The sequence below is a fragment of the Alicyclobacillus cycloheptanicus genome (assembly GCF_028751525.1).
Taxonomy (GTDB): Bacteria; Bacillota; Bacilli; order Alicyclobacillales; family Alicyclobacillaceae; genus Alicyclobacillus_L; species Alicyclobacillus_L cycloheptanicus.
This window is the reverse complement of the sequence record NZ_CP067097.1, coordinates 2910264-2922383: the sequence shown is the minus strand read 5'-3', so window position 1 is coordinate 2922383 and position 12120 is coordinate 2910264. Positions and strand designations below refer to the sequence as shown.

Annotated in this window: 15 protein-coding genes; 3 read left to right on the top strand and 12 right to left on the bottom strand. The window is 59.7% G+C overall.

Going from position 1 to position 12120, the window contains the following annotated elements:
* Positions 1-4 precede the first annotated feature (4 nt).
* The 4 genes from JI721_RS13445 to JI721_RS13430 all read right to left on the bottom strand — a co-directional run bounded on the left by JI721_RS13445 (position 5) and on the right by JI721_RS13430 (position 3214).
* The gene (locus JI721_RS13445) at positions 5-853 is read right to left on the bottom strand and encodes an SDR family oxidoreductase (protein WP_274455380.1); all 849 of its coding nucleotides are present in this window, start codon (positions 851-853) and stop codon (positions 5-7) included.
* A 114-nt stretch (positions 854-967) separates the two neighbouring features.
* Positions 968-1723 (bottom strand): ABC transporter permease, encoded by a 756-nt coding sequence (locus tag JI721_RS13440; protein WP_274455379.1) that lies wholly within the window; start codon positions 1721-1723, stop codon positions 968-970.
* Positions 1720-2481, bottom strand: a complete 762-nt coding sequence (locus JI721_RS13435) for an ABC transporter ATP-binding protein (RefSeq protein ID WP_274455378.1) — start codon at positions 2479-2481, stop codon at positions 1720-1722. The genes JI721_RS13440 and JI721_RS13435 overlap by 4 nt, the downstream gene beginning before the upstream one ends.
* A gap of 199 nt (positions 2482-2680) precedes the next feature.
* Complete coding sequence (locus tag JI721_RS13430; protein WP_274455377.1) at positions 2681-3214, bottom strand: hypothetical protein; 534 nt, start codon at positions 3212-3214, stop codon at positions 2681-2683.
* Positions 3215-3549: 335 nt separating this feature from the next.
* On the opposite strand from JI721_RS13430, the gene JI721_RS13425 reads away from it, so the two are divergent.
* A complete protein-coding gene (locus JI721_RS13425; RefSeq protein WP_274455376.1) occupies positions 3550-4401 on the top strand; it encodes a pirin family protein in 852 nt (283 codons plus the stop codon).
* Positions 4402-4440: 39 nt separating this feature from the next.
* Here the strand turns inward: JI721_RS13425 and JI721_RS13420 are convergent, their stop codons facing one another.
* The 5 genes from JI721_RS13420 to JI721_RS13400 all read right to left on the bottom strand — a co-directional run bounded on the left by JI721_RS13420 (position 4441) and on the right by JI721_RS13400 (position 9603).
* A complete protein-coding gene (locus JI721_RS13420; RefSeq protein ID WP_274455375.1) occupies positions 4441-5670 on the bottom strand; it encodes a glycosyltransferase in 1230 nt (409 codons plus the stop codon).
* Positions 5671-5806: 136 nt separating this feature from the next.
* Positions 5807-7237 (bottom strand): sensor histidine kinase, encoded by a 1431-nt coding sequence (locus JI721_RS13415; RefSeq protein ID WP_274455374.1) that lies wholly within the window; start codon positions 7235-7237, stop codon positions 5807-5809.
* Positions 7234-7926 (bottom strand): response regulator transcription factor, encoded by a 693-nt coding sequence (locus tag JI721_RS13410; protein WP_274455373.1) that lies wholly within the window; start codon positions 7924-7926, stop codon positions 7234-7236. The genes JI721_RS13415 and JI721_RS13410 overlap by 4 nt, the downstream gene beginning before the upstream one ends.
* 15 nt (positions 7927-7941) lie before the next feature.
* Positions 7942-8340 (bottom strand): hypothetical protein, encoded by a 399-nt coding sequence (locus JI721_RS13405; protein ID WP_274455372.1) that lies wholly within the window; start codon positions 8338-8340, stop codon positions 7942-7944.
* A 153-nt stretch (positions 8341-8493) separates the two neighbouring features.
* Positions 8494-9603 (bottom strand): YheC/YheD family endospore coat-associated protein, encoded by a 1110-nt coding sequence (locus JI721_RS13400; RefSeq protein WP_274455371.1) that lies wholly within the window; start codon positions 9601-9603, stop codon positions 8494-8496.
* 160 nt (positions 9604-9763) lie between these two features.
* On the opposite strand from JI721_RS13400, the gene panD reads away from it, so the two are divergent.
* On the top strand, positions 9764-10162 hold the full coding sequence (gene panD / locus JI721_RS13395) for an aspartate 1-decarboxylase (protein ID WP_274455370.1): 399 nt from the start codon (positions 9764-9766) through the stop codon (positions 10160-10162).
* 4 nt (positions 10163-10166) lie between these two features.
* On the top strand, positions 10167-10385 hold the full coding sequence (locus JI721_RS13390; RefSeq protein ID WP_274455369.1) for a hypothetical protein: 219 nt from the start codon (positions 10167-10169) through the stop codon (positions 10383-10385).
* Positions 10386-11035: 650 nt separating this feature from the next.
* On the opposite strand, the gene queF is transcribed toward JI721_RS13390, so the two are convergent.
* The 3 genes from queF to JI721_RS13375 form a co-directional block, all read right to left on the bottom strand.
* Positions 11036-11404, bottom strand: a complete 369-nt coding sequence (gene queF, locus JI721_RS13385; RefSeq protein WP_322790934.1) for a preQ(1) synthase — start codon at positions 11402-11404, stop codon at positions 11036-11038.
* A gap of 91 nt (positions 11405-11495) precedes the next feature.
* Positions 11496-11816, bottom strand: a complete 321-nt coding sequence (gerPC, locus tag JI721_RS13380; RefSeq protein WP_274455368.1) for a spore germination protein GerPC — start codon at positions 11814-11816, stop codon at positions 11496-11498.
* On the bottom strand, positions 11813-12079 hold the full coding sequence (locus JI721_RS13375; RefSeq protein ID WP_274455367.1) for a hypothetical protein: 267 nt from the start codon (positions 12077-12079) through the stop codon (positions 11813-11815). Before JI721_RS13375 ends, gerPC begins: the two co-directional genes overlap by 4 nt.
* Between the last annotated feature and the right edge of the window lie 41 nt (positions 12080-12120).

The window sequence follows — 12120 nt, the reverse complement described above, 5'->3', positions numbered from 1 at the left end:
CCGTTCACTTGCCTTTGCGCGTCAACTGCGCCAGCATGTCCCACTGTTCTTCCGTGACCTCCGTCAAGCCGCTGAATTCTCCCGCGCCTTGCAGCCACTCGCCGCCGTCGATGGTCACGACTTCGCCGTTGATATAACCCGCGTAATCCGAAATCAAATAGGCTGCCAAGTTGGCCAGTTCCGACTTCTCGCCGACGCGTTTGAGCGGAATTCGCTCAATCGCCTTCTGCGCCAGTTCGGGCGTTGGCGAGAGTCTCGACCACGCGCCTTCGGTCGGGAACGGCCCCGGTGCAATCGCGACCTGACGAATGCCGTAGCGCGCCCATTCGACGGCCAGTGACCGAGTCAGGGCCAGCACCCCCGCCTTGGCAGCGGCGGAAGGGACGACAAACCCCGACCCCGTCCAGGCGTAGGAAGTCACGATGTTCAACATGGTGCCGCTGTGCCCCTGCTGGATCCACCGCTTGCCGACTTCGAGTGTCGCATAGAACGTGCCGTGCAGCACGATGTTCAGCACCGCGTCCACCGCCCGGTGCGACAGCCGTTCCGTGGGACTGATGAAGTTGCCCGCCGCGTTGTTCACCAACACGTCGATGTGACCAAACCTGTCCTCCACGGCGTCTGCCAGCGCCTTGATTTGGCCGGGATCGCGAATGTCACACGGGTATGCGAAGACTTCCTTGTCGGTCCCAGCCATTTCTTCGGCCGCCTTCTTCAACACCTCTTCCCGGCGCCCGGTGATGGCCAGCTTTGCACCCAGTTCCAGAAACCGCTCTCCCATGGCGCGGCCGAGTCCCGTACCACCGCCGGTAATGAGCACGACTTTGTCTTTTAAAAGGTCTTTCTCAAACATCCTCCGTCTCCCCTTCTCCATGATGCTCCTGTGCTCTCTCCACTCTACCAGAAAACGCTTTACATATTGAGCCCCTGCCGCTTCCGCCGTACCGCAAACCGGTTTGCAACACAGTCAGGGCTCCATGTCGATGAGCTGGTCATACGCGTTGAACAGGCGTGGATAAGTCAAAAAGCCGAGGACGATACTGGTGATGGCAGCCGACGCGATGATCATAAAGACAATCAGGAGTTGGTACCGAACAGCCTCGACGGGATTGGCGCCAGCGATGATTTGTCCCGTCATCATGCCGGGCAGCTGGACGAGCCCCATGGTCTTGGTACTGTCGATGGTCGGCAGCATGCTCGCGCGCAAGGCCTGTTTCAGATACGGCATCACCGCCTGCTTCGGCGTACCGCCGAGCGCCAGCACCGCGACAATCTCCTGGCGGTGGCTGTGCGCCTCCGATTGCAGCCGATTGAGCGCAAGGCCTGCAACAATCATCGCGTTGCCAATCAGCATGCCGCTGACCGGGATCAGATAACGCGGCGTGGGGGGAATCACGCGTATCAGCACGAGAAACCCCTGGGTCAGCACTTCTGTCACGGCGATCGCGGCAAGCACCCGCCACCAGACGCCCGACAGGCCTTTGCCTCGTTTGCTGGCGTTGTGCGTGGCAACGGCAATCATCAGCGCGACCATCAACAGCACAAAGATGAGGCGCTCTGCGTGAAAGACCGCGTTGAGGATATAGCCAACAATCAATAACTGGATGGTTGCGCGCACCGCTGAAACGACCATGTCGCGCTCGAGTTCAAGCTTGAGCCACACGGACAACAGAACGGCGCCGATGACAAACGCAACTGTGAAGGACAGTGTCAGAAAGCTCATGCGCCGCCGCCCCCCAGCTCGCCGCGCAAAAAGCGCTGGGTCAGCGCCGACTGCGGCGCTTCAAAAAACGACCGAGTCGCCTGGGCCTCCACCAGCCGGCCGGACACCACCAGCCAGGTGATGTCCCCAACCCGGCGCGCCTGCTCCAGGTCGTGCGTCACCCACAGCACGGTGAGCCGGCGGTTTCGCTGAATTTCCAGGATGTACTGTTCTACTTCGCGGATGGCGGCGACATCGAGCGCCGAGGTCACCTCATCCAGCAGCAACACTTGTGGGTCATTCGCGAGGACGCGCGCCAGCGCCACACGCTGCTTTTGACCGCCTGACAGGTCGTCTGCCCGCTGGGTCAGCAAATCGGGCGACAGGCCGATGCGCTGCAGGTGCTGTTCGGGGTGGTCCAGCTCCTCCCCGCGCAGCATGCGGCCAAAGGCGAGATTCTCCTGCACAGTGCCAGGAAACAGGGTCGGACTTTGGAACGCGAGCCCCACGTAACGCCGCAGGGCTGGCGGCTTCCAGGCGCGCACCTCGGTTCCATGGACGTACACTTCACCGCTGTCTGGCGTGATGAGCAAATTGCAGAGTTTAAGAATGGTGCTCTTCCCCGACCCGGAGGGACCCACAAGGGTTACAATTTTCCCGCTCGGTACATCGGCCGTCAGGCCATCGAGAATGGGTGTGGGACCATCCTTTCCGGGGACGGTTTTTCGCACCTCATGAAACCGAATGGCGATCTCCGTTGCGGCCCGCTCGTCCGACACCAGGCACCGACCTCCACCCTCAACTGGCCCATGCCCCTGCCGGCACGGCCTGCAAGCCGCCCAATGGGCTTGCGTCAAGGCTCCACTCCAAGCTTTACATCAGAGCCATTGTAACAAACGCACGGGCCAAACGAGAACCAGCGAAGCGGCGCACGAAAGCAAGCAGCGCACGGCGTGCGGATGGATGGACACGCGCAGCCTACCGCAGGTCCTCCGGAAGATCGGCCGTAGATTTACGCCTGCGGCTCGTCGGTTTCCGTTTGCTGATTTTCATCTTCACTTCACGTTCCACGGTCGTGTGGCGGGTAATCATCTCCGGGGTGAGCTTGCCCTGCGCGGTAAACATACAGAAGTCGAACGGCGTCTTCAATTCATCCTTTGGAACCTGCATTTCCTCCGCAAGCAAGTCGCGGTCGAGTACTTCGCGCTCCACAAATTTGGGCGACAGGACGGCATGGTCACCGTTTGGCAGCACGATCACGACCTCTTCCTTGTCTCCTTCCTGAAACAAGGCTTCCAGTTCCTCCAGCAGGAGTTTGTTTTCCTCGTTTCGCTCTTTGGCAATTTCCTTGTTTTGAAAGTATCGGAGCACGGCTTCTTCCATCTTCAACTTTCGAGTGAGTTCTTTCTCTTCCTCTGCCTGCGGCTCCTCCACCGTTTGGCTGTCCAGGGTGTCCGCGGTTTTCGCTGCTTCGACAACGTCCGGCGTGAGGTCCTTTTCTGTCGTTGACATGTTGTGCTTCCACCTCGTGTTTGATTGAAAAATTTGCGTGCCCGACGCGGTCGGGCAAAAGGCTTGTCCCATATGTATGATGGCGGACAGAATCCTATGTTACATGATTCGCCCCTGCGTTGCCATCCATTTTTGGTACGCATCGGCTGCTGTTCTCTCACACACGCTGGCATGCCGATGGCACACGGCTCGACTTTTCACTTCCTTTTATATAGCGGCCGCTATATAATCAGTGGAAAGGCCGTGAATAAACACCTAGGCCGCTGTTTGACAGACCTTGTTCACAGACCTTGTTTACAAACCTCATACACCGACATGGAAAGAAGGGGCGTCAAATGACTCAAGAACAACCACAGCAGCGCGCCATCAAACGGGTGTGGACGCCGGTCGCGCAGCAGCAAAGTCCGATTCACACCGTCGCGATGGTGCTGGAACCCGGACACACAGCCGAGTACGACCCGTTCCTCTTGCTCGCCGAAGACTGGTTTGAGCACGGGACGTTCGACGTGCATCCGCACCGGGGCATTGAAACGGTAACGTATGTCATCGAGGGCACACTCCATCACTATGACAGCCAGCACGGCGAGGGCGGCCTCGGGCCCGGCGACGTCCAGTGGATGACCGCAGGGCGCGGCGTGATCCACAAAGAAGACCCACTGCCTGGAGAGCGGGTACACAGCCTGCAGCTTTGGGTCAACCTGCCGCGCGCCGAGAAAATGACCGAACCACGCTACCAGAACCTGCGGGCCGCCGACATGCCGGTGCGTGAAGTGCCGGGCGGAGCTGTGCGCGTATTCTCCGGTTCGTCGGGCGGTGTCACGGCGCCGACCCGCAACCACGTGCCGGTCACGATGGTGGACATCCAGCTTGCCCCCGGAGCGGCCGTCACCCAGGACTTGCCGGGGGACTACAACGGCTTCCTGTACGTCCTCCAGGGAAGCGGCGTATTTGGCGCAAACGACACGGAAGCACAGAAAGGACAGGCACTGCTGCTGGGCAGCGCCGACAAGGACAAGCCGAGTGAAGTGCACATCAAAGCCAGGTCCGACCTGCGCGTCCTGTTGTACGCCGGCCGGCCGTTACACGAACCTGTCGTGTCCTACGGACCCTTCGTCATGAACACGAAGGCGGAAATCATTCAGGCGATTGAGGACTATCAAAACGGAACGTTCACCGCGCCCCGGTGAGTACACACTGGGAAGCTGAAACCACCTGCACCGTCCTGTTCAACAACCCGCAGCTGCAGTGAGACATGCGCGCGCAGCCTCCACTCTCGTCTCCCAGGAGTGCGAGGCTGCGTACGCTTGACGTTGTATACGCAGCGACGCGCTCACGCCGCGGCACTCCCCGACCGCAAGCCGGACAGCGTCCAGCAGTCCACGCTTGCCTTCCGGAAACGAGTAGACAAGCGCTCGCGCATCCTCCGGTACGGGCACGCCACAGACCACGACCGGTTTTCCCACGGCCAGGTACTCATAGAATTTCAGTGGACTCGATGCCAGACTGGCAGGGCCAGGGACGCGCGTAAGCAGCAAGATGTCCAGGGCATGAAGACAGGCCGGCAAGGCGTCGTAGCTCACTGGACCGAGAAAACTCACAGACGGATGGCGCTGCAACGCACGAAACGATTGCTCCACGCTTGCGCTGCCGAGGTGGCCGACCTTTCCAATCAGCACCAGGTGAATGTCTGGAAACGCATCCACGAGCGCGCGCATGGCATCATAGTCAATCCAGTGATTGAGCGTACCCGCAAACCCTGCCCATATTTTTCCGGGGACCGATTTACGCAGCGCGACCAACTGCGTCAGCACCGTCGATTGCACCTCGCAGCGATGGTTGCGCGTGCACCAGGCCAGCGTCGACGTTGGACACCGAAAGCGTCCCGCGTCTACCCCGTTCGGAAGTACGACGGCATCAATATGCCAGTCCCGGGCAATTTTTTCGGCAAGAGGACTCGAAACTGCTGTGACAACGGTCGCGCGCCGCGCCAACCATGCCATCGCAGCATTCACGCGCTCCTGCTGAACTTCATAGGGAAACGCCAGAACATCGTCTACGCAATCGAACAAGAGGTATTTTGGCCGCAGGTGCTCCACGATGGGACGAGCTGCATAGGACCAGTTCGTCAAATACACAATGGAGGTTGAACGCCAGTCCTTCCCCCATGCGGCCGTTACGACACGGTCCAGGAAACGTGCCTGAATCGATGCACCAATGCGCAAAACGTCAAACCGCCGGGGAAACGGCAAAGGAGGAGAAAGGACCACTTCATCCCCGACCTTGGCGACGCGGTACCGAAAGGGCGAAGCACTCGCGTGCAGCCAGCCGGAAAAGGGCTGCGGCGGTTCAATGTACATGCGCGGTCCTGGAAAAGCGGCATGCATCAGACGTGAAGTATCCTGAAATCCTGGCGTATCGAACGCTGACATGCCAAACGTAAGCCAATGTTTCACCATCACGAAGCCTCCGCATGAAAGTCATCCTGTGCGTTTCAGCATGACGGACGACCATGGGAGGGGTTTATCAATACGATGAAGAACGCATGAAAAAATGCATTTGAAAACAATGAGAAGCATTTGGCGAATGACCGGTTTATCCCTGTTGGACGTCAGAACCCACCGCCGGCAGGATGACGGTAAAGGTCGTCCCAACTCCGAGCTTGCTTTCCACTTGAATGTCGCCGCGGTACGTTTCGACGATTTCCTTCACAATCGACAACCCCAGGCCTGTCCCGCCTTCGCGTCTGCCCCGCGACTTGTCCACACGGTAGAACCGGTCGAAAATGTACGGCAGGTCTTCCGGCGGAATCCCTTGACCCTGGTCTTCCACGCGAAGTTCGACCTGTGCGCCCTGCGCCGCTGCGGCAATACGGATGTGCGCCGGCGGGTCACTGTACTTCAGCGCGTTTTCCACGAGGTTCACCAAAATTTGTCGCAGCTGCGAGGGCGCCACAGCGGCCACGGGCGTCCCCTGCACGTCTTTCAGAACCGTGGCCTCCGGGCGATGAGCGATGGCGGATTCGACCACCTCTTCGACAATCTGTACCACGTTGGCGCGCTTGTCCATGCTCTTGGTAGCCGATTCCACCGCGGCCAACGTCAGCAAATCGTCCGCCAGCTCCTGCAGGCGCGTGGACTCGTTCTGGAGCGCCCGAATCGCCTTCTCCAACACTTCAGGAGAGTCTTTGCCCCAGCGATCTAACAAATTCACATACCCTTGGATCGTCGTCAGCGGTGTCAGGATTTCGTGCGAAGCGTCCGTCACAAAGCGGGTCTGCTGTTCGAAGCTGCGTTCCATGCGCGTCAACATTTGATTAAAGGTGGAAGCCAGCCGTGCAACTTCGTCGCGGCCGCGCGGCTCAGCCACGCGTTCATTGAGGTGGCCGAACTGGATGCGCTGGACCGTTCGAATCATCTGGTTAATGGGGCGAACGGCAAAGGCCGAGACCACATATCCGCCCAGCGCCGCGAGCAGAACCGCGCCGACCGATCCCGACAGCAGCAAGACCAGCAGGTTATGCATGTATGTGGTGACCTGCGAGATGTCGGATTCCAACAGCACGTAGCCGGTGACGCTGTGCCCATTCGTGCTGTAATAAGGCACCGACACAAACAAGGTCGAATTCGGCAGCTGATGAACTGTCTGGTCCCCTGGATGCTGCAGGCTCGCAAATTCCGTCAAGAGGGCGTTAGGGTCGCCCCGTCCGATTTGGGCCAACACCTGGTGATTGGTGGTGACAATCAGAATTTCTTGTCCGAACGCTCCGTACTGACGCAGCCAGGTCCGGTGGTCGGTCAAGTCATCCGGTGACGTGGGTGATGACGTGCGGTTCGTAAACAAGAACGGCTGCTGCGACAGCGGCGCATTGGTCATCGACTGGGCGATGCTCTGCGCCTTGGACAGCACCGCCGCCTCTTCAATCTTCATCAGCCGCACGTGCAGGGTAAGGTATATGAACCCGTCGAGCACCAGCAAGATGACGCACAGCACCACTGACGTCAGCACCGTGACCCGGGTTTTCATGTCTGATCAGCGGTCTTTAAGATGTACCCAACACCCCGAACCGTCTGAATCAGCTGCGTTCCGAAGGGTACATCGATTTTATGCCGCAGGTACCGAACATACACATCCACGACGTTGGTTTCACCCACGAAGTCGTAGCCCCACACTTTCTCCAGAATCTGGTCTCGGGTTAACACCCGGTTCTTGTTTCTCAGAAACATTTCGAGCAGGGAAAACTCGCGAACCGTCAGCGAGATGGCTTGTCCAAACCGTTTCACCTCGTGCGTGGCAAGGTTCATCGTCAAGTCGTCCGCGAACAGCTCCACTTCCTCTTCCCGGTCATGGCCCCTTCTTCGCAGCAACACGCGGATGCGGGCAAGCAGTTCCTCGATGGCGAACGGTTTTCCAAGATAGTCGTCGGCGCCGGCGTCCAACCCCGCCACCCGGTCGGGGACCGCATGGCGGGCGGTCAGCATGATGATAGGCACGTCCTTGCTGGCCCGAACGCGCCGACAAATCTCCAGCCCGCTGATTTCGGGCAGCATGATGTCAAGCAAGAGCAGACTCCATTCTTCGGAGAGCGCCTTATCGAGTCCGTCCCTGCCGTCCGTCGCCACTTCGACGGCGTACCCTTCGTGCTTCAGTTCCAAGGCAATAAATTCGGCGAGATGTTCTTCGTCTTCGACAATCAGAATCCGCGGTGCATCCATGCTGGTCGTCCTTTCTCACGTCTGCGTGGACTGGGACGTACTCGTACCAAACAGTTTAAAATATACCTTTTTTTGATTCCGTTTGGTACGTTCCACCTCGAAAAAACGTTCCCCATTCACAATGTGCAGTTCCTCCCCGTCGCGGAGATAGACGCGGACCCCCCGGTCCAGCGCCTCGTCCGCCCAACGGTCACTCTTCCCAATGAACGACAACCCATTGTAAAAGACAATAAACGCGTTTTGCTCTTCCTGGCTCATGTCTCTGCCGGCGGCATCGACCATCCGCACCACTTCTTCTGGCGCCAGCTTGCGATACACGGAAAACACAGACTCGAGCTTCTGATAAAAAATACTCACGCTGAACAGGACGCCCAGAAACCCCGCGACAAGGTGCCATATCCATACGCCAACCATACCCAATCCCCTGCTTCTTGCATCAGACGTTTGCAGCCGCTCGACCTGGAAAATGCCCGTTCAATGGAAAATGCCCGCTCACAGCAGGCATGATTTGATTCCCAGTATACTATGTTGTCTCGTATGAGAACAGGTGTCTGTTGAACCGGCACATCAATTCGATGAAGTTGCTAAGCAGCAGGCAAAGTCCGCATTCAACTGCGCGGAACGGCGGCGTTGTACGTCCGACAGCAGCGACCTGGCCGGCTTCGGATTTGCTTCGATGAACCATACCCGCAAAGACTCATCCACACCGAGATCGAAGCCCACAATCCCGCATCGCGGCTGTTGCCGGCTCAAGATGCCGGCGATGCGAAGCGCACACCGTTCCAGCGCCTCGACCGGGATGCGCTTACCAGCCCGCTCGGCCATTTGCTGGCAGGCCTCAAGCGACACTTTTGATCCGCCTGCTCGAATGTTGGAAACCGCGCCTCCGCGCACCGCGAGTTTCGGTACAATGGCGACCACCTGCCATTTCCCGTTTCCGTCTCGTTGACAAGCCACGCGAAAGTCCACCCGTCGTCCGTCCAGCGTCAGCAGCGAAATCCCACGCTGCAAGATGTGGGGCCGCTTGGTGCGTGTCTTCAGCCACGTTCGCAGCGACGCTTCCGACACGACGCGCCGGGACGGGCGAACACCTTGTGTGGTTCGATCCATCGAGACCCGGAAGCTGTCGTCCGGCAGCGCCTCGACTCTCGTAACCCCCATTCCGCCATAGCCGCCGATGGGTTTCACGTAGGCGACGCCCCACTGCTTAATTTGCGCAACGGCGGCCGTTGGGTCGGACAAGCGCAGGGTCTCCGGGACGTACACGCGGACGTCTCTCGCGCGCAGCAGCCGCAGAATGCGCCACTTGTCCGGCATAGGTGGATTGAACAGCGGAATGGCCTGTATCCGCGCCATCTTCCGAAGCCCCCGGCAGCGCCCGCGCATGGCGAGATGCACAAAGACGTTTTCGTAAATCGCCGCGGGCAACGGTGTCTGCGTCTTCTTCCAGGATCCGAAGGGATTGGATGCGTCAACCGGGGTCCAGCCACTCACGCGGCGTTCTTGCCAGTGGACGGCGTCGGGATCGAACAAGACCAGGTGAAATCCTCGTTCATAGGCGCGCTGCGCCATCCAGCAGTAGTAAATGGGTGGGCGCAGCACAGACTCGCCTGCGGACGGTCGACGTTTGGCGATCACGGTGGTGGCGACGCCAATCCACTTATCCGGGGATGCCACAGTGCGTCACCTCCCTGTGTCCTCCTGCACCTTATGAAGGGCCGGATTGGCGCGTCTATGCGAATGCCCAGGCGAGCCGCCCAAGCAGGCGGCGGAAGTTTACGCATACACTACAATGTGGAGAAAGAATGAGAAGGCAGTATGTGAGGGAGGGCCAACCGTGATCAGACGGGTATGTAAAGGGAAGATTCACCGAGCCACCGTGACGCAGGCAGACCTGAACTACATGGGCAGCGTGACCATCGACCAAGCGCTCATGGAGGCCGCCAATATTTTGCCGTTTGAAATGGTGCAAATCACCAATCTGTCGAATGGAGCCCTGTGGCATACATACGCCATCGAAGGCGCGCGCGGATCCGGCACGCTGTGCCTCAACGGCCCGCCGGCACGCCTGTTTCAGCCAGGCGACCAGGTCATCATTCTGTCGCTCGGCTACGTGACCGACAGCGAGTGGTCAAACCTGACGGCGAACGTCGTCTTCGTCGACGAGCAAAACCAGGTTCAGTCCATCGTGCCCCATCGACCGGGCGCAGAGCAGGCAGCGGAAGAAGCGGAGTGAGTGCGTGAGGAAGAGCGGGATCGACGCGGGCCCGGAGGCGTGGGCGGGCTGGCGGGGTGGTGAAGTGTGGGCTGGCGTGGGCTGGCGTGGGCTGGCGTGGGCTGGCGTGGGCTGGCGTGGGCTGGCGTGGGCTGGCGTGGGCTGGCGTGGGCTGGCGTGGGCTGGCGTGGGCTGGCGTGGGCTGGCGGGGTGCGGGCACAGGTGGCCAGTCCGCCCCGTCTGACCGCCAGGAGGTCAGGCATAGGGAGCCTTTCGTTCCCAATCTCGTGCCGACGCCGCCTTGGCACGGCACCTTAGGGAGCCTTTCATTCCCAATCTCGTGCCGGCGCCGCCTCGGCACGGCACCTTAGGGAGCCTTTCATTCCCAATCTCGTGCCGACGCCGCCTTGGCACGGCACCTTAGGGAGCCTTTCATTCCCTAGCGTTACCCACGCGGCGTCAAGTGCCGGGCGTTTAGGAGCCTTTCATTCCCTAGCGGCACCCACGCGGCGTCAAGTGCCGGGCGTTTAGGAGCCTTTCGTTCCCAATCTCGTGCCGACGCCGCCTTGGCACGGCACCTTAGGGAGCCTTTCGTTCCCTAGCGGCACCCATGCCGTGCAAAGTGCCGGGCGTTTAGGAGCCTTTCGTTCCCAATCTCGTGCCGGCGCCGCCTTGGCACGCCACCTTAGGGAGCCTTTCATTCCCTAGCGTTACCCACGCGGTGCAAAGTGCCGGGCGTTTAGGAACCTTTCGTTCCCAATCTCGCCCTGTCGCCGCCTTGGCACGGCACCTTAGGGAGCCTTTCATTCCCTAGCGTTACCCGGCACCCACCGCGCACCACCGCCCACCGGCGCAAACTCCACACCTACCACCCATCACCCCGTGCCGCCAGGCTTACGCTTTGGTCTCCGGATCGCGATACTCCACCGTCACCTTCGTCGCGATCCCCCCGCGGACCCAGAAATCCCCGGTGACTTTGGCGTAGCGCGGTTTGGCCGCGTTGACGAAGTCGTTCAGGATGATGTTCGTGACATCCTCGTGAAAATGTCCTTCATCGCGAAAACTCCACAGGTAGAGTTTCAACGATTTCAACTCTACGATGTGATTTTTTGGTTGATAATGAATAGAAATCGTCGCAAAATCCGGCTGCCCTGTCATCGGACAGAGGGTGGTGAATTCCGGACAATTCATCTCAACATCATAAACCGTGTCTGGATGTGGATTTGGAACGACAACGAGCTCCTTGGATGGTTTCGTCGGCAATTGCCTCCGCCCCTTTCTCGAAAGTACGTCAGCAATCTTACCAGATCTCGCCCGCCCAATCCATCTCGCCGGCTCCCGACCATCCCGCTGCCTATCCATCCCACGGCCATGCGTCATCGTCCGCGGGTCCGCGCAGGTCCGGCTCCCCGGCAAGCGGCTGCGCGCCCACGGCCGAGATTCCGAAGCCGCCCGCGTCTGTACTCGCGATCCCGATGTTCAATGTTCCACTCAACTCTTTGACGTACAGCTTGCCAATGTGATATTGAATCTTGCGCAAGTTGTGCAGGCCCAGCTGCTGGCGCTGGCGCTCCAACTCGGACTCCAGCACCCGGACCCGGTGCGCGAGCCACTGAACCTGCAACACCAGCTCATTCAAATCATTCGGCGGGCATTCTTCCCACGGAAGATTCATCCGTACCACGTCCTCTTGTCGCGCGGGCCCCACGTCTCTGGTGTCCCGGGCGCCCCGTCTGCGCTCTCAGGCATCCCCATGTCCGTACCGGGCATCCCCGCAGTACGGGTGGACCCGGGCCGTTCCGGTCCATCCGGCGGCATGACGGGCCCTTGCCGCCTCATCCGCCGCTGGAATGATTGGCCGATATTCACAATGCCACCCTCGACATTTTTGATTTCAATCGCTGCAATGGTCGCCTCAAACGTGACCTTCCGCGGCATGGTTCTCCCTCGCTTCCGTCGGACTCTCCCTACCCTATGCG